Raw genomic sequence first — 17,048 nt, 5'->3', positions numbered from 1 at the left:
ATGAGCGTTAAGATTTTCGGTAAGGGTACCAAAGTCGCACGTTTGCGTCGTCACGCCCGTCTTCGTAAGCACATTGCCGGCACATCTGAACGTCCTCGTTTAGTTGTTTCCCGTTCTAACCGTCATATGGTTGCTCAGATTGTGGATGATACCAAGGGAATTACTTTGGTAAGTGCTTCCACTTTGACTGCTGACTTCGCTGGTTTCACTGGCACGAAGACTGAAGCTGCAACCAAGGTTGGCGAATTAGTAGCGGCTAAGGCGAAGGAAGCGGGTATCACCGCTGTAGTCTTCGACCGTGGCGGTAACAAATATCATGGTCGCGTCGCAGCAGTGGCTGAAGGCGCCCGTCAGGGAGGTCTGGCACTGTGAGCGACAACGAAAAGGAAACCCAAGTGGCTGAAGAAACTCAGAACACTCAGGCATCCGCTGAGGAGCGTAACGATGATCGTCGTTCTCGCCGTAACAAGGGCGAGGGTAAACGCGGCGAACGTCGTAATCGTCGTGAAGAAAACCGTGGCGAAGAGCTTCTGGATCGCGTAGTTACTATTAACCGTGTTTCCAAGACCCACAAGGGTGGTCGTACCTTTAGCTTTGCAGCACTTGTTGTTGTTGGCGACGGTAAGGGCACTGTTGGTGTTGGTTACGGCAAGTCTCGCGAAGTTCCAGCTGCTATTGCTAAGGGTCAGCTTGACGCTAAGAAGCATATGTTCACTGTTCCACGCATTCGTGGCACCGTCACTCATCCAGTGCTCGGTCACGATGCTGCTGGTACTGTGTTGCTCCGTCCAGCTGCTCCAGGTACTGGTGTAATTGCTGGTGGTGCTGTACGCGCTGTTATGGAATGCGCCGGCATCACGGACATCCTCACCAAGTCCATGGGCTCTGCAACTGCTGTAAACGTAGTGCGTGCTACTGTGGACGCTTTGAAGAAGCTCGAAGAGCCAGAAGAGATTTCTGCTCGTCGTGGTCTTTCTCTTGAGGAAGTCGCTCCTGATGCTTTGCTCCGTGAGCGTGCTGCTGGCATTGCCGAAGCTCGCAAGGCTCGCGAAGAAGCTCAGGCCGCCAAGGCATCTGAAGCAAAGGATGGTGAGTGATGTCAAATTTGAAGATCACTCTGGTGCATGGTTTAGTTCATACAACTGAGCGCCAGCGCGCGAATGTTCATACGCTCGGCCTTCATAAGATTGGTCACAGCGTAGTTCGCGAGGACACCCCCGTCAATCGTGGCTTGGTTATGGCCGTTCGTCACTTGGTGAGCGTCGAGGAGGTCGACTGATTATGGCTAACGAAGAACCAATGCTGCATATGCACACGTTGCGTCCAGCTCCAGGAGCTAAGAAGGATCGCATCCGTGTAGGTCGTGGTGAAGGCTCTAAGGGTAAGACCTCAGGTCGTGGTGATAAGGGCACAAAGAAGCGTTATCAGGTTCGTCCTGGCTTCGAAGGTGGTCAGCTCCCACTGTACATGCGCTTGCCTAAGTTGCGTGGCTTCAAGAGTCCTTTCAAGAAGGAATTCCAAGTCGTCAACGTTGCAGATCTTGCTGACCTTTTCCCAAAGGGTGGCGAGGTTACTGTAGCTGACCTTATTACTAAGGGCGCTGTACGTGATGGCTATCCTGTAAAGGTTCTTGGCGATGGTGAATTGACTGTTGCTTTGACTCTTAAGGGTATGAAGGCTTCTGCTTCTGCTAAGGCAAAGGTTGAGGCTGCCGGCGGCTCCATCAGCGAAGAGTAGTTAAAGGCTACTTAAAGCTTGATGCAGTTATAAATCTGTGATAGTCCCTCTAGCATTGTCTAGAGGGACTATTTTTATCACCAAAACTCACAATAACCTATTTCAGTAGGTACCGTGGGTTAAACTATCGTCTCAGAGTTTGTTTTTTGCACTGTTGCGCCTAGGAGTGCGCGAAAAAAGGGAGGAAGACCCAGGTGAAAACGTTAATCCAGGCCTTCAGGACGAAGGAGTTGAGGAACAAGATCCTCTTCGTCTTCGCTATGATAATTATTTATCGTATTGGTTCATTTATTCCGATTCCGGGTGTGGACTATAAAGTTGTGCACGCTTGCACTGTTAAATTAGCTTCATCGAGCGAGAACTTTATTGGGTTAGTTAACTTGTTCTCAGGTGGCTCGCTGTTGCAGCTTTCTATTTTTGCTTTGGGTGTTATGCCTTACATCACTGCTTCCATTGTGATTCAGCTTTTGCGCGTGGTTATTCCTCGCTTCGAAGCTCTTCATAAGGAAGGTCAGTCTGGAGAAACAAAGCTTACGCAGTACACGCGTTACCTAACTATTGGATTGGCAATTTTGCAATCTACTACGATTTTGGTAACAGCACGTACGGGTGCTTTGTTTAATTATCAGTGCGGAAATAATATTATTCCAGACGGAAGCATGTGGAGCCTTATTGTCATGGTTTTGATCATGACTGGCGGCACTGGTCTTATTATGTGGATGGCAGAACTCATTACCGATAAGGGTATCGGTCAAGGCATGTCTGTCTTAATCTTTATGTCTATTTGCTCTGGCTTCTTACCAAAGCTTTGGGAGATTGGTTGGGGAACCAACGGTTCTAATGGCGATTGGAATAAGTTCGCTATTGTTGGTGGCGTTTTGATTGTTATCCTCATATTTGTTGACTTTGTTGAGCTTGCTCAGCGTCGTATTCCTGTGCAGTATACGCGTCGCATGATTGGCCGAAAAATGTATGGCGGCTCTTCGACTTATTTGCCATTAAAGGTAAATATGAGTGGTGTTATTCCACCAATCTTTGCTTCGTCAATTCTTGCTGTTCCTACCCTTATTGCTCAGTTTGGAGATAAGAGCAAGGCTTGGGTGAATTGGATTGAAGCTAATTTGGCTAATTCCACTTCTGCTTGGTATATTGCGTTTTACACAGTAATGATTGTGTTCTTCTGCTTCTTCTACACAGAGATTACTTTTAATCCTGATGAGACTGCAGATAACATGAAAGAGTATGGTGGCTTCATACCAGGCATTCGCGCTGGTAGTGCTACAAGTCATTATCTTAGCTATGTTATGAATAGGTTGAATACTGTCGGTGCTATTTATTTGCTCTTTGTTGCATTGATTCCTACCGTTTTGATTATGGCTTTGCATTTGAATACAAAATTGCCATTTGGTGGTACAACAATTTTGATTATTGCTGGCGTTGGTTTGGATACGTTGCGTCAAGCAAAGGCTCAGACTGAACAATTCCAGTATGCTGGTTTCTTGTTCAAGCATGATGAGCAAAAGCAAGTATCTAAGTAACTACAGTTAGTGAGCTAAGGAGATGAATATGCGATTACTAATTATGGGTCCACAGGGCGTTGGAAAAGGCACTCAGGCCGCTTTGTTAAGTGAGCATTATGGCATTCCAGCGATTTCTACTGGTGATATTTTCCGCTATAACCTTAAGAATCATACTGAGCTTGGAAAACAGGTTCAGGGATATCTTGACAAGGGCGAGTTGGTTCCAGATGAGCTGACTAACAGCATTGTTAAGGATCGTCTTGCTCAGGACGATGCAAAGAGCGGCTGGATTCTCGACGGTTATCCTCGCAACGCTTCTCAGGTTCAAGCTTTGGATCGTATGTTGGAAGAGCTTGGCACTCCTCTCGATCACGTTGTGGCTCTCGAGGCTGAGCGCGATGTTTTGCTCGAACGCATGCAAAAGCGTGCAGTGGAGCAAGGTCGTTCTGACGATACTCCAGAAGTAATTGCTAAGCGTTTAGAAACGTATGAGAAGGAAACAGCTCCATTGCTTGATATCTATGATAGCCGCGGTCAGTTGGTTGAAGTAGATGGCGTTGGAGATATTAAGGAAATCAATAATCGCATTGTTGAATCACTTAATTAAGTAGTGCGTTTTTAAATTTAAAAAGTAAAATGCGTTCTGTTCGACACGCCGAGTGTTGAATGGGACGCATTTACTGTATTATAAAAGATTGGCGTGTCTTCGGATGCGCAAAGTAGTATGCCCAAGGAACGGAACGAGGCTCATGGCAAAAGACGGTGTGATTGAAGTCGAAGGCACGGTAGTAGAAGCACTACCAAATGCGATGTTTCGCGTTCAGCTTGAGAATGAGCACATTGTTTTAGCTACGATTTCTGGTAAGATGCGTAAAAATTATATTCGCATTCTTCCTCAAGATCGTGTAGTGCTAGAAATGAGCCCTTACGATCTAAATCGTGGGCGTATTACGTACCGTTATAAGTAAGGTACAAGCAAAGGAAAACCATGAAGGTCAGCCCTAGCGTGAAGAGGATCTGCGAAAACTGCCGCGTGATCCGCCGTCACGGCCGCGTCATGGTGATCTGCATTAACCCACGTCATAAGCAGCGTCAGGGCTGAGCAGATTTCCATCGCGGAATACAAAGAATAAGGCGCTAAGTCACAGCCTAAGCTGAACCCTGGGTGCGCAGGCCCAGGCCGCACTTAATTTCTATTAGTGCGGAAGACTTGGTGCACGACCTGCGTAACAGTAAAGGAATTACAATGGCACGTCTTGCCGGAGTAGATATTCCCAATGAGAAGCGCATTGAGATTGCCCTCACCTACATTTTTGGTGTTGGTCGTACTCGCGCTAAGGAAACGCTTGCCGCGACCGGTGTTAATCCGGACACTCGCGTCAAGGATCTTACGGATGAACAGCTGATCACCTTGCGTGATTATCTTGAGGCCAATTACAAGATTGAAGGCGATTTGCGTCGTGAGATTGACGCTGACATCCGTCGTAAGATTCAGATCAACTGCTATCAAGGCCAGCGTCATCGCAAGGGTCTTCCTGTGCGTGGTCAGCGTACTAAGACTAATGCTCGTACTCGCAAGGGTCCGAAGCGTACTGTCGCCGGGAAGAAGAAGGCCACCCGATAGTAGTCGGTGGTCGGCTCTAGGCCACGGATATATTTCCATCGTCTAGACATACCAACTCATTCGTCATTAGGAAACGAGGGTCAATGGCAGCTGCAAAGCAAGCCTCGCGCAAGCCGCGTCGCCGGGACCGCAAGTCGGTGCCGGTTGGGCAGGCGCATATTAAATCAACATTCAATAACACGATTATCTCCATTACCGATCCATCCGGTGCAGTCCTTTCTTGGGCTTCCGGCGGTGATGTCGGCTTTAAGGGTTCCCGTAAGTCGACTCCTTACGCTGCAGGTATGGCTGCTGAGTCTGCTGCACGCAAGGCAATGGAGCATGGCCTCAAGAAGGTCGACGTGTTTGTTAAGGGTCCAGGTTCCGGTCGTGAAACCGCTATCCGTTCCCTCCAGTCCGCGGGTCTCGAAGTTGGTTCTATTACCGACGTTACCCCACAAGCGCATAACGGCGTACGCCCACCAAAGCGTCGCCGCGTCTGAGCACTCTTACGAATCCATCCATCCAACCCGCTTATGGGCGGCGAGTGCACCACCGACCAGAAGCTGAAAGGATACCAAAGTGCTTATCGCACAGCGTCCGACACTTACCGAGGAATCACTGAATCCCCAGCGTTCTCGCTTTACTATTGAGCCGCTGGAACCAGGTTTTGGCTACACTCTCGGCAATTCGCTGCGTCGTACCTTGTTAAGCTCTATTCCAGGTGCTGCCGTTACTTCGGTTCGCATCTCTGGAGCTTTGCATGAGTTTACGACTCTGCCAGGTGTTGAAGAAGATGTCACTGAAATTCTGCTGAACATCAAGGGCATCGTGCTCACGAGTGAGTACGACGAGCCTGTAGTGATGTATTTGCGCAAGAATGGTAAAGGTGAGGCCACTGCTGGAGATATTACTCCTCCAGCCGGTGTTACTATTGCTAATCCTGACTTGCATATTGCTACACTCGCAGAAGATGGTGAACTTGAAATTGAGTTTACTGTTGAACGCGGTCGCGGCTACGTGCCAGCTCAGATGAACAAGCAGGAGAACAGCGAAATCGGCCGCATTCCTGTGGATTCGATCTACTCACCAGTTTTGAAGGTGAGCTATAAGGTCGAAGCTACCCGCGTGGAACAGCGCACGGACTTCGATAAGCTCATCCTGGATGTGGAAACCAAGCCAGCTATTACACCGCGTGATGCAGTTGCATCTGCAGGCTCGACTTTAGTTGAGCTTTTCGGTCTTTGCCGTGAGCTTAACGTTGATGCTGAAGGTGTTGAAGTTGGTCCAGCGCCAACTCATGATGAAGCTGATTCTCAGTTGGCTATACCGATTGAAGATATGAATTTTACTCAGCGTAGCTATAATTGCTTGAAACGTGAGGGTATTCATACAGTCGGCGAACTGGTAGTTCACACTGAGCAGGATTTGCTCGATATTCGTAATTTCGGCATGAAATCCATCGATGAAGTTAAAGAGAAGTTGCAGGCAATGGGTCTGTCTTTGAAGGCTTCACCGATTGGCTTCGACGCCAATAATCTCGAAGGTGGCACTTTCTTCTCGCCTGAAGACGAGTAAGTTCCGCCTGCAATCGTCGTAACGTTCGGATGTTCGGGTTGATGCCCACCTGAACGATGCGACAATAAGGAGTAATAATGCCTACACCGAAACAAGGCCCTCGTCTGGCTTCTAGCCCGGCTCATGAGCGCCTGATGCTGGCCAATATGGCGACCAGCCTCTTCCAGCACGGTCGTATCGTAACGACGTTGCCAAAGGCAAAGCGTCTTCGTCCGCTTGCTGAGCGTTTGATTTCGTTCGCTAAGCGTGGCGATTTGCATTCGCGTCGTCGTGTGTTGCGTGTAATTCGCAACAAGTCCGTGGTTCACGTGCTTTTCACTCAGATTGCTGAGCAGATGAAGCAGCGTGAAGGTGGTTACACACGTATCGTGAAGATTGCTCCACGTCGTGGTGATACCGCTCCTCAGGCAATTATTGAGCTCGTAACTGAGCCAGTAAGCCCAAAGAAGGCTGTTGTGAAGGAAGCTGAAGCAGCTACCAAGGTTGCAGCTAAAGAAGAAGCTGCCGAGTAGTCAGCATTTCAGCTTTACGCATCGGTAAAGTAAATCTTAAAGTTAAGCGTAAAATCGCTTCTTGAAGAATTGCTAAAACGAGTCGAGGATTTCCTCGGCTCGTTTTTTATTTGTATTATTATTGAATTATGTCGAATGTTATTGATTTGTTGCGCAACGATTTCTCTACCTTCGCTCAGCGCAAGTTTAATGCCGTAGATGCGCTGATTTTGTGCGAGCTATCTTATATAAATATGCCAACGTACGTGCCAAAATATTGCGATAATCCAAAGAATATTTCTACTGTATCTATTAACGAATTGCTTAGAATAGAAGAATATTCGTCAATGTTTGCTTCTGGGTCTCCTAAAGTAGATAAATTCCGTAGGAAGCTGCTTCTTGCTGTCGCTTCCAGCCCTAGGTATAGGGGAATTCGCGTAGGGGAGTATCTTGAGAGGTTTGATGAATCAAATATTGACGAATCATTAGAGCAGCAGTTTGCTGGAGTTACTTTTGATCTTAGCAATTGCGAGGGGATTGATAATCCTCATACTCTTGTTGTTGCGTATCGCGGCACTGACAGTACGCTTGTTGGGTGGAAAGAAGATTTCAACATGGCTTTCCGCTGCCCAGTGCCAGCGCAAGAATCTGCTGCTGAATATTTGACTTCTGTAGCGCAAAGATATAGCAAACGTTATCCTAATAAAAACTTCTTTAATAAAATTTTTGCGAACAAACTTTTTGCCCGCTTTTCAAAATCTTCCGTAGACTTGCAAAATAATAATCCAAATATTATTGTTGTCGGTCATTCAAAAGGTGGGAACATGGCTGCTTATGCGGCTATGCGCTTAGATGCTACAAGTCAAAAATTAGGTGATCTTGTATCAAAAATTTATTCTATGGACGGACCTGGTTTTGCGTCTGATGTAGTGGACACAAGCGTTTTTGCGAATGTTTCAAGTCGTATTGAAAAAGTAGTTCCGCAGTCTGCCTTTATTGGATTGATTATGGATACGGGAGTGCCGTATAAGGTTACATTTGCCGATTCGATTGGATTAATGCAACATCTTGGCATGTATTGGCAGGTTAAAAATGGTGATTTTGACTACTGTGATTGCGTAACTCCGCGCGCTCTGGCTGTTTCTAAGGCTACAAACGAGTGGATGATGAATCTGCCATTTGAGGAGCGAAAGCGCAGAATTGACAGCGTTTACAGCATTTTTAGCAGTTTAGGTTACTCAACTTTTGATGAAATATCTTCGCATTGGTCGGATGTTGTTCCTAAATTATTGAAGATTACAATGCACATTGATTCAAAAACTTATGAGCTTATTCGTAGTGTTATGAGTGCTTTTGCGCTTGCGGGCGGCAGCTCTTCGGATAAGAAAAGCTAGTGTAAAGTCTGTTTGGAAAGGTTTTGAATGCGACTTCGCTTAGATTTAGCTTACGATGGTGGCGGATTTTACGGTTGGGCTAAGCAGCCTACTTTGCGAACTGTGCAGGGTGAAATTGAGGGGGCTTTGCACACAGTATTGCGTGTGCCAGAAGGGGATGTTGCTGAGCCGCTGCGCCTTACTGTGGCTGGTCGTACGGATACGGGTGTGCATGCGTCGCATCAGGTTTGTCATCTTGATGTTTGTGAAGAAACTTTATTGCGATGCGTAGGTCATACCGGATTGGACGGTGTTTGCGCGCTCGAGTACAGGCTTAAGCATGTTTTGCCACAAGATATTTCGTTGCATAAGGTTAGCGTTGCGCCCATTGGTTTTGATGCACGCTTTTCTGCGTTAGAGCGCACGTATGTATATCGTATTTGCGACGCTTCTGATTATTGTGATTATGACCCTCGTATGCGCGGTTTTGTTTTGAAACTTGATGATGTTTTGGATGTTGATGCAATGAACCAGGCTGCGAGGCTTATGATTGGCCTTCACGATTTTGGATCTTTTGCGCGCCCTAATCCTGGAGGTACTACTATTCGCGATGTAAAAAGTGCCTGTTGGGAACGCGTGGGAACGCGTGCTAATGACGTGCGCGTTAAGCTTAAAACTGGATGCGTGCCGCCTGTTGAGCAGGGTTTGCTTGAATTTACTATTGTTGCTGATGCTTTTGCGCACAATATGGTGCGTTCTCTTGTGCAAGCTTGCGTGCAGATTGGGCGTGGTAAGCGTTCTTTTGATTGGTTTGAGGAAAAGATCAATGTTCCTCTTCGTGAAGGCTCGACGGGTCCAATTGATCCTCATGGATTGACATTGGAATATGTAGCTTATCCTCCTGATGAGGAGCTTGCTTCTCGCGCTGAAAAAATTCGCGCTCGCCGTGATTCGTCTGAGTTATAACGTTTCAACTCGCCATAAATTTATATTCGTGGCATGGTTTACAATTGAAAAGTTGCGTTTGTATGCGCTTTCAGTGCGACAAATCGTAAGTGGATGAATGTCCGAGCGGTCTAAGGAGCACGCCTCGAAAGCGTGTGAGGGTAAAATCCTCCGCGAGTTCGAATCTCGCTTCATCCGCGAATTAACCAAGCCTAAAGCATGTAAAAATTGCTTTAGGCTTTTTAATTCGCCGAGCTTGCTCAGGTTGGAAGCACAGTGTGCTTCCAACGCAAGCGAGGTCTTTCTGCGTCAATAAAGACACAGAAAGTGTGGGCTAGTGTGTTTAACGTAGTGTGTTAGGTTTGTGTTGCCGTATTTCGCGCTTGAAGCTTTTTTATTCTGCCGAGCTTTCTCAAAACTGAAAGTGCAGTGCACTTTCAGTGAAAGCGAGGTCTGCCTGCGTCTCGATTGACGCAGGCAGGGCAGATTAGTGTGGTTGTTTTTGCTTTAGGCTTTTTTAATTCGCCGAACTTCGTAAGCGATCGTAATCCGTGCGAACTTTCTCTCGCGTTTGAAGTCGAGTCCTATTTTGTGTGTAAAGGGGAATGCCCTATAGGCTAAAAGCCCCAAGGTTAAGTTTTACTTCAAAATAAGCTTCGTATCAGTAGGATACCCAAGTTCATAAGCTCTTAGCAGTCTAGATGTGATTAATTGCACAGTTGCATTTTTAAGAGTTTGTTGAGCGCGCATTACAGAATCGTTATCATCGCTTTTTGCAGTAACGTTATTCTCGGATGCATTATTATTTTTTGACGTAATAGTTATTATTTGATTAAAAGCAGCTAGCTCTTCTCTAGCGCAATCCATATAAGCTATAGCGGTAATCGACAGATCTTTTCCGCTTGCTGAATCATGTGTTTTTCCGCTTTCTAACGCCTCTTGAGGAATATCGTAAACTTTTTTGCGCAAGTCTGTTCCTTCTCCTGCAACTCGCATAAGAGTTTGAGCGTTTGTCGACGCCATATCGCTGTATTCCAATGCTATATTTTGCTCTTTTCTCGCTGCTAGTGTTTGTAAAATAAAAGCAAGTTTGTCTTCAGCTTCTGCAGCTTGAGCTAAGGGTTGATGTGTCCATTTGAAGTTTTTGTAATGATTTATTACTTCTATAAGATTCGCGTATGAATCGTGCTCCATTTGTTGCGCTGTTGTAGTTTTTGTATTTTCTGAGCTTTCGTTTCCGCTTTTATTGCTTACATTATTTGAATTTTCGTTACTATTTTTCTTCGAAAGCATTTCCCATTGAGCTTGCGTGCTGTATATAATGCTTTCGCTTAATCTTCCTGGGCATTGCTGAGCGACAGTTTTCCAATATTTTGCTGCGGTTTCAAAATCCTTAATGGATGTGTCGTTTTGGTTCTTTTTGATTTCGCGCTGCTTTTTTTGCGCAAGTCTGTATGCTTTAGCACATGCATTTTCTGGAGCTGCTGTGTGAACTGTATGCTCGACGTGAATGTTTTGTAATGTTCCACAGGCTGTTAGCAGTGGAGATATTAAAACGCATATAAGAAGCACGAGTGCTCTGGCAATACTGCGTTTTACTTGTTTGCGCATGTCATTTAACAAAACATAAAGTGTCTGCATAATCTACTAAAATAGCCACTGACTGTGACCAATATCGATTTATTAATTTGGTATTTGTTCTAAGTCTGCAACAATTAAAGCTAACTGTCGTTAGAAGAAAAAATAAGTGTGCTTTAATAGTTACAATTAATAATCATAAATTAATGCGTTATAACGAGAGGACGTGCGCGATGGAATTGGATTTGGCGGGAATGCATCAGCTTGCGGCACAGCAGGGGATTAATGCCGAGGAGCTGGACGAGGCGCTCGCCGAGGCCTTGCGTCTTGCGTATATGAAAACCGCTCATCCTGCAAAGCATGTGCGAGTTGAATTGGACGAACGTGCAGGTTCGTTCACTGTGTGGGCTAGGGATGAAATTCCTGGTAAACCTACTGAAGATAACCCGTATCCAGCTCCAACGCTGGGAGAGGAGTATGACGATACTCCTCATGATTTTGGTCGTTTAGCTGCTGCAACGGCTCGTCAAGTTATTAGTCAAATTTTCCGTAAAGCTGAAGATGATCGCGTGTTTGGTGCGTTTTCTGGTCAAAAAGGAAAGCTTATTAACGGCATTATTCAACAAGACGCAAAAGATAACACTAATATCCACGTTGCTGTTGGAGACGTTGAAGCTATTTTGCCGCGTCGCGAGCAGGTTCCAGGTGAACGTTACCGCCATGGTGAGCGTATTCGCGTATATGTCGTAAATGTTGCTCGTGGTTTGCGTGGTCCGGAAATTGTTGTTTCACGTTCACATCCTGAATTAGTCCGTCGTCTTTTTGAGCGAGAAGTGCCGGAACTTGTTTCTGGAGCAGTTTCTATTATGTCGATTGCACGTGAAGCCGGAGCTCGCACAAAGATTGCTGTTAGAGCTAATACTGAAGGTGTGAATCCAAAGGGTGCTTTAATTGGTCCTGGCGGTTCACGCGTGCGTGCTGTAATGGAAAACTTGGGTCAAGAGAAAATTGATATTGTCGATTGGTCGTCTGATCCAGCAAAGTTTGTTGCTGCTGCTCTTTCGCCTGCTACTGCTACACAAGTGCAAGTAGTGAGTGAAAAGAATCAAACTGCAGTTGCTTTTATTCATGATGCTCAGCTTTCTCTTGCTATTGGTAAAGAAGGTCAGAACGCTCGTTTGGCTGCAAAGTTGACTGGTTGGAAGATTGGTATTGAGTCTGCGGAAGAGCATGCTAAGAAGGTTGCTGCAGCTCAAGCACAAAATGCTCAGCCTGCTTCAGCTGATTTGAATAATAACGCATCTGCTGCTGAATAGATTGTTAATTGAGAAGTGCTAAATATTTTTAGATTGATATTTCCGCAATGTTTAGCACTTCTTGATTGTTTATTTTGCTAGTGGTGTGCAAATAAAGTAGTCTCTCGCGTGGCATTTAGCGACACTCGAGTCAATCCAACGTTTCGAGTATGCTAAAAGCTGGAATCTGGGCGAAAGGCAATCGCCATCGTCCGGCGGGAGACGAGGTATAAGATCATGGTCGCACGATGATATATCGCACGATAATAAATAATAAGCTCGCAATAATGTAAAGTGGTCGCGTGTACTAGCGCTGCCACAGACAGAGGAGAACACTGAGTGGTTAAAAAGCGCGTGTATGAACTGGCCAAAGAATTTGGTGTAGACAGTAAAACCGTGTTGGAGCGTTTGAAGAGCATGGGCGAATTTGTTAAGTCTGCTTCTTCAACAGTTGAGGCTCCAGTAGTTCGTCGTTTGCAAACAGCGTTAGCATCTGACGGAAATAAGTCCGAAAAGGCATCTAGTGCAAGTAAGCCTGCTGCGCCAAAAGCTAAGTCTCAAGCTAAGCCGCAGGCTAAACCTCAAGCTAAAGATTCGTCACACAGTGATTCTGTAGCTGGCTCTTCTGCTAACCAGCCTGTGCACAACACAGCTTCTCATTTTGTTCCAAAGCCGGGTGCAAATCATACTCGTTCAAACAATCCTTCGCGTTCTAATGCTGCTGCCGGCGAAAATAGAAAAAATGATCGTCGCAATGATAATCGTGATAATCGCGGCGAATCGCGACAGCAAGCTCAAGGTCAATCTCACTCAGATCGTTCACAGATGCCTCCTCGCCCTCGTCCGCACCAGAATGCACAAGGTGCAGGCGCATCTGCTCCACGTCCTGGTAATAATCCGTTTAGCCGTAAGCAAGGTATGCGTGCTCCTACACCTGGAGATATTCCACGTCCTCATCCGATGTCTCGTCCTGGTGCTGAAAATGGCCGCGGTGGTCGTCCAGGTCAAGCTGGCTCTGGACCTCAAGGTTCGCGTGGTGAACGTGCAGAACGCGGTGGCCGCTCGCGTGGTGGCCGCTCTGGTCAAGGTGGCGCACGCTCATCGCAGTGGTCGGGTCAGCGTCGTGGTCAAGGTGGCGCAGGTGCTGGCTCTGGTGCATCTTCTCGCCCATCTGCAGAATCTCGTTTTGCATCTCAAGGAGCTAGCTTCCAGGCTGCTGCAGCAGGCGCACCTAATGGTGGTCCATCGCGTGGCGGCGGTCGCGGTCGTGCAGGAGCTGCAGGCGCATTCGGTCGTCAAGGTGGTAAATCTTCTAAGGCTCGTAAGAATCGTTTAGCGAAACGTCGTGAATACGAAGAGCTTAAAGCACCAGTGATTGGCGGCGTGCGTATTCCTTCTGGTAACGGCGCTACGATTCGCTTGCGTCAAGGCGCAACTCTTTCTGATTTGGCGGAAAAGATTGATGTAAATCCAGCAGCTTTGGTAACTGTGCTCTTCCACTTGGGAGAAATGGCAACATCTACACAATCTTTGGATGAATCAACATTCCAAATTTTGGGTGAAGAAATCGGCTGGAATATCAGCATTGTTTCTGCTGAAGAAGAAGATAAAGAGCTTTTGCAGCAGTTTGACATCGATTTGGACGAAGAAGAGCTGCAAGAAGATGACGATTTGCAATCTCGTCCGCCTGTTGTTACTGTTATGGGTCACGTCGATCACGGTAAAACTCGCTTGCTTGATACCATCCGTAAGTCGAATGTTATCGATCGCGAAGCAGGTGGCATTACTCAGCGTATCGGTGCTTATCAAGTAACTGTAAATCTTGAAGGAAAACCTCGTAAGATTACGTTCCTCGATACTCCAGGTCACGAAGCGTTTACTGCTATGCGTGCTCGCGGTGCTGAGCTTACAGACGTTGCAATTCTTGTTGTTGCAGCAGACGACGGCGTAATGCCTCAGACTGTTGAAGCTATTAACCACGCTCAAGCTGCTCATGTGCCAATTGTTGTGGCTGTGAACAAGATTGATGTTGAAGGTGCTAATCCTGAAAAGGTTCGCGGTCAGCTTACAGAATACGGTTTAGTTGCTGAAGAATACGGCGGCGACACCATGTTTGTGGATATTTCTGCAAAGCAGGGCACTAACGTCAATAAGCTTCTTGAAGCTGTGTTGTTGACTGCTGACGCTGAGCTTGATCCTAAGGCAAATCCAAATATGGATGCTCGCGGTGCAACTATCGAAGCTCGACTCGATAAGGGTCGTGGTGCTGTTGCTACTGTTCTTGTGCAGCAAGGTACTCTTCACATTGGTGATTCTATTGTTGCTGGCACTTCTTATGGCCGTGTGCGCGCTATGCTTGACGAGAACGGCAAGCATTTGCAGGATGCGGCTCCTTCCACTCCTGTTCAGGTGCTTGGTTTAACTTCTGTTCCAACCGCTGGCGACTTGTTCTTGGTTACTTCGGACGACCGTTCTGCTCGTCAAATTGCTGAAAAGCGTGCAGCTACAGAGCGTGCAGCTCAGCTTGCTAAGCGCCGCAAGGTTGTGTCTCTTGAAAGCCTTAAGGAACAGTTCGCTAAGTCTGAAGTTGACATGCTGAACATCGTTATTAAGGGCGATTCTTCTGGTTCTGTTGAAGCTTTGGAAGATTCCTTGATGAAGATTGAGGTCTCTGAGGAAGTTGGCATCCAGGTTATTCACCGCGGTGTTGGTGCAATTACTCAGAATGATGTGAACTTGGCAACTGTCGATAAGGCTGTGATTATTGGCTTCAACGTGCGTCCAAACCGTCAAGTTGCTGATTTGGCAGACCGTGAAGGCGTGGAAGTTAAGTACTACTCAGTTATTTACAAGGCAATCGAAGATATCGAAGCTGCTTTGAAGGGTATGCTTAAGCCAGAATTCGAAGAAGTTGTTACTTCGCATTCCGAAATTCGCGAAATCTTCCGTTCTTCCAAGTTCGGCAATATTGCTGGTGTTATGGTTCAAGATGGCGAAGTCAAGCGCGGTACGAAGTGCCGTATTTTGCGCGACGGCGTTGCTACAGTCAACGACCTGGAGATTTCCAGCTTGCGTAGGTTTAAGGATGACGTGCAATCCGTTAGCGAAGGTTACGAAGCTGGTATTAATCTCGGCAGCTTCAATGACATTGAGCTTGGCGATATAATCGAAACCTTTGAAATGAAGCAGATTGAGCGCAAGTAATTATGGCAGGAACGAATCCTAGAGCTGCACGTATTGCAGCATTAATTCAGCGCGTAATCGCTTCTAATATGGAATCGCATTTGCATGATAAGCGTTTGGCGAGTGTGACTATTACGGAAGTGCGCGTTACGAACGATTTGCAAATTGCAAAGGTTTACTGGACGCAACTTGGTCACGAAGGTAAAGAGCAGGGCGAGCGTCAGCGTGCAGCACAAGCTTTGCAGCAGGCTCACGGTCGACTGCGCTCTTTGGTCGGTGCAAAAGCTGGATTGCGTTTGACTCCCCAATTGCAATTTATTTATGACGAAGTGCCATCTGAAGCGCATGAAATTGAGGATATTCTTGTTGCAGCTCGTCATCGTGATGAAGAATTAGCTAAGTTGCGTGAAAATGCTAAGTATGCTGGCGATGTCGATCCGTATAAGAAGCCGCGCGAAGTTGAAGAATCTGACGATGACTTTGACGATGATAATTTCGACGACGACGATTTTGACGACGACGATGACTTTGAAAGCGACGACTTTGAAGGCACGTCTGAATCGTCTGACAACAATTAAATCTCAAAGCAAACTCAATGTGAATCGTATAGTAGCTAGATTTAACTTATGTGCATACCAGATTCAGGATTACTGCTTGTAGATAAGCCGCAAGGTGTTACAAGTCACGATATTGTTGCATGCGCTCGTCATTTGTTGCATACAAAGCGAGTTGGGCACGCAGGAACGCTTGATCCTATGGCAACAGGATTGTTAATCATAGGTTTTGGCAATGCAACGCGACTTTTAAATTACATGTTGGGGCACAATAAAACCTATGAAGCAGTAATCCGCTTAGGAGAAGCAACTACTACTGATGATGCAGAAGGTGAAATTCTTCCGAATGACGCATTAAATATAGGTCCGGGGGTTCACGTCGCTAATAAAGACATGTCTTTTGAAAAGTCACTGTCTTTTGAGCGAATTAAGCAAGTTGTTAGCGAAAATTTAGTAGGCAAAATTATGCAAGCTCCTACTGCTTTTTCTGCTATTAAAATTAATGGTCAACGCGCTTATGATTTAGCGCGCGAAGGAAAATCAGTAGAGATTGCTCCTAGAGAGATATTTGTTAGTGATTTTTCAGTGAGCAATCCTCGAATTACTAGGGGAGTGAGTGGGAAACTCGTATGCGATATATCTGCAAAAGTTTCTTGCAGTAGTGGAACATATATTCGCGCTTTAGCTCGTGATTTAGGTCGCTTACTAGGAGTTGGTGGACATCTTACTCAGCTTCGTCGCACTAGCGTTGGTGATTTTTCGGTTACTGATTCGCGAGTTCTTAAACTTCGCTCGCAAATGCGAGAATTTACTGATCGCAATGGAGTATTGCAGCATCGCTCAAAAGCAGTTCCTAGTGACGATTTTGACGCAAATAATATGCTTCCTAAAATTTGCTTAAATATGATGGATGCAGCTTCGCATTCGCTTCCAACTTTAAGCATTGATGAGAATCAAGCTAAAGACTTACGTTTTGGGCGCTGGATTGAGCTTAAATCTGGCATAAATTACGAAAATTATCCTGCAATAGCGTACGTTTCAAACGCAAATACTGAGGAATGTGACGTTGTTGCAGTAGTTGAATTGACAAAAAATATAAAAAGTAATCAAATCAAACCAATTGTGGTATTTCCGGCAAGCGAGAAGACTGGTAAACTAGATAAGTATTTAAAATAACGAATTGCGTATTTT

The 17,048-nt window shown here is 46.1% G+C and carries 19 protein-coding genes and 1 tRNA gene; 19 read left to right on the top strand and 1 reads right to left on the bottom strand.

What is annotated here, in order from left to right; translation table 11 throughout:
- The 15 genes from rplR to HXT32_RS05515 all read left to right on the top strand — a co-directional run bounded on the left by rplR (position 1) and on the right by HXT32_RS05515 (position 9,445).
- Positions 1–372 (top strand): 50S ribosomal protein L18, encoded by a 372-nt coding sequence (gene rplR, locus HXT32_RS05585; RefSeq protein WP_004109670.1) that lies wholly within the window; start codon positions 1–3, stop codon positions 370–372.
- Positions 369–1,097, top strand: a complete 729-nt coding sequence (rpsE, locus tag HXT32_RS05580) for a 30S ribosomal protein S5 (protein ID WP_004574087.1) — start codon at positions 369–371, stop codon at positions 1,095–1,097. Before rplR ends, rpsE begins: the two co-directional genes overlap by 4 nt.
- Positions 1,097–1,279, top strand: a complete 183-nt coding sequence (gene rpmD / locus HXT32_RS05575; RefSeq protein WP_004105491.1) for a 50S ribosomal protein L30 — start codon at positions 1,097–1,099, stop codon at positions 1,277–1,279. Before rpsE ends, rpmD begins: the two co-directional genes overlap by 1 nt.
- A gap of 2 nt (positions 1,280–1,281) precedes the next feature.
- On the top strand, positions 1,282–1,737 hold the full coding sequence (gene rplO / locus HXT32_RS05570) for a 50S ribosomal protein L15 (protein WP_004109667.1): 456 nt from the start codon (positions 1,282–1,284) through the stop codon (positions 1,735–1,737).
- A 194-nt stretch (positions 1,738–1,931) separates the two neighbouring features.
- Entirely contained in the window at positions 1,932–3,275 is a 1,344-nt protein-coding gene (gene secY / locus HXT32_RS05565) for a preprotein translocase subunit SecY (protein ID WP_004574086.1), read from the top strand.
- Positions 3,276–3,303: 28 nt separating this feature from the next.
- Positions 3,304–3,864, top strand: a complete 561-nt coding sequence (locus HXT32_RS05560; protein WP_012913828.1) for an adenylate kinase — start codon at positions 3,304–3,306, stop codon at positions 3,862–3,864.
- 142 nt (positions 3,865–4,006) lie between these two features.
- Positions 4,007–4,225, top strand: coding sequence for a translation initiation factor IF-1 (infA, locus tag HXT32_RS05555; protein WP_004105485.1), 219 nt, complete (start codon positions 4,007–4,009; stop codon positions 4,223–4,225).
- Positions 4,226–4,245: 20 nt separating this feature from the next.
- The gene (rpmJ, locus tag HXT32_RS05550; protein ID WP_003842636.1) at positions 4,246–4,359 is read left to right on the top strand and encodes a 50S ribosomal protein L36; all 114 of its coding nucleotides are present in this window, start codon (positions 4,246–4,248) and stop codon (positions 4,357–4,359) included.
- Positions 4,360–4,503: 144 nt separating this feature from the next.
- Positions 4,504–4,881 (top strand): 30S ribosomal protein S13, encoded by a 378-nt coding sequence (rpsM, locus tag HXT32_RS05545; protein ID WP_004105472.1) that lies wholly within the window; start codon positions 4,504–4,506, stop codon positions 4,879–4,881.
- Between the two features lie 83 nt (positions 4,882–4,964).
- The gene (gene rpsK, locus HXT32_RS05540; RefSeq protein ID WP_004105468.1) at positions 4,965–5,363 is read left to right on the top strand and encodes a 30S ribosomal protein S11; all 399 of its coding nucleotides are present in this window, start codon (positions 4,965–4,967) and stop codon (positions 5,361–5,363) included.
- A 79-nt stretch (positions 5,364–5,442) separates the two neighbouring features.
- Positions 5,443–6,438 carry a DNA-directed RNA polymerase subunit alpha gene (locus HXT32_RS05535; RefSeq protein ID WP_004574084.1) on the top strand — a complete coding sequence of 332 codons (996 nt, stop codon included), beginning with the start codon at positions 5,443–5,445 and terminating at the stop codon, positions 6,436–6,438.
- Between the two features lie 77 nt (positions 6,439–6,515).
- Positions 6,516–6,950, top strand: coding sequence for a 50S ribosomal protein L17 (gene rplQ, locus HXT32_RS05530; protein WP_004129014.1), 435 nt, complete (start codon positions 6,516–6,518; stop codon positions 6,948–6,950).
- 128 nt (positions 6,951–7,078) lie between these two features.
- A complete protein-coding gene (locus tag HXT32_RS05525) occupies positions 7,079–8,323 on the top strand; it encodes an Mbeg1-like protein (protein ID WP_119504591.1) in 1,245 nt (414 codons plus the stop codon).
- A 27-nt stretch (positions 8,324–8,350) separates the two neighbouring features.
- Complete coding sequence (locus tag HXT32_RS05520) at positions 8,351–9,268, top strand: tRNA pseudouridine synthase A (RefSeq protein ID WP_064622099.1); 918 nt, start codon at positions 8,351–8,353, stop codon at positions 9,266–9,268.
- Between the two features lie 91 nt (positions 9,269–9,359).
- A tRNA-Ser gene (locus HXT32_RS05515) sits at positions 9,360–9,445 on the top strand.
- Between the two features lie 441 nt (positions 9,446–9,886).
- Here the strand turns inward: HXT32_RS05515 and HXT32_RS05510 are convergent.
- Positions 9,887–10,888: a hypothetical protein gene (locus HXT32_RS05510; protein ID WP_064622096.1), complete on the bottom strand. Its 1,002-nt coding sequence runs from the start codon at positions 10,886–10,888 to the stop codon at positions 9,887–9,889.
- Between the two features lie 170 nt (positions 10,889–11,058).
- Here HXT32_RS05510 and nusA point away from each other — a divergent pair, with 170 nt between their 5' ends.
- From nusA to truB, 4 genes are all read left to right on the top strand, one after another.
- Entirely contained in the window at positions 11,059–12,141 is a 1,083-nt protein-coding gene (nusA, locus tag HXT32_RS05505; RefSeq protein ID WP_004109632.1) for a transcription termination factor NusA, read from the top strand.
- Between the two features lie 318 nt (positions 12,142–12,459).
- Entirely contained in the window at positions 12,460–15,324 is a 2,865-nt protein-coding gene (gene infB / locus HXT32_RS05500) for a translation initiation factor IF-2 (RefSeq protein WP_102706235.1), read from the top strand.
- A gap of 2 nt (positions 15,325–15,326) precedes the next feature.
- Complete coding sequence (rbfA, locus tag HXT32_RS05495; RefSeq protein WP_004109626.1) at positions 15,327–15,881, top strand: 30S ribosome-binding factor RbfA; 555 nt, start codon at positions 15,327–15,329, stop codon at positions 15,879–15,881.
- A gap of 48 nt (positions 15,882–15,929) precedes the next feature.
- Entirely contained in the window at positions 15,930–17,033 is a 1,104-nt protein-coding gene (truB, locus tag HXT32_RS05490; protein ID WP_004105445.1) for a tRNA pseudouridine(55) synthase TruB, read from the top strand.
- The last annotated feature ends 15 nt before the right edge of the window (positions 17,034–17,048 follow it).

Source organism: Gardnerella sp. DNF00747 (assembly GCF_049262675.1).
GTDB lineage: Bacteria > Actinomycetota > Actinomycetes > Actinomycetales > Bifidobacteriaceae > Bifidobacterium > Bifidobacterium swidsinskii.
The sequence above is the reverse complement of the archived record's forward strand: the minus strand, read 5'-3'. Positions and strand labels throughout refer to the sequence as shown.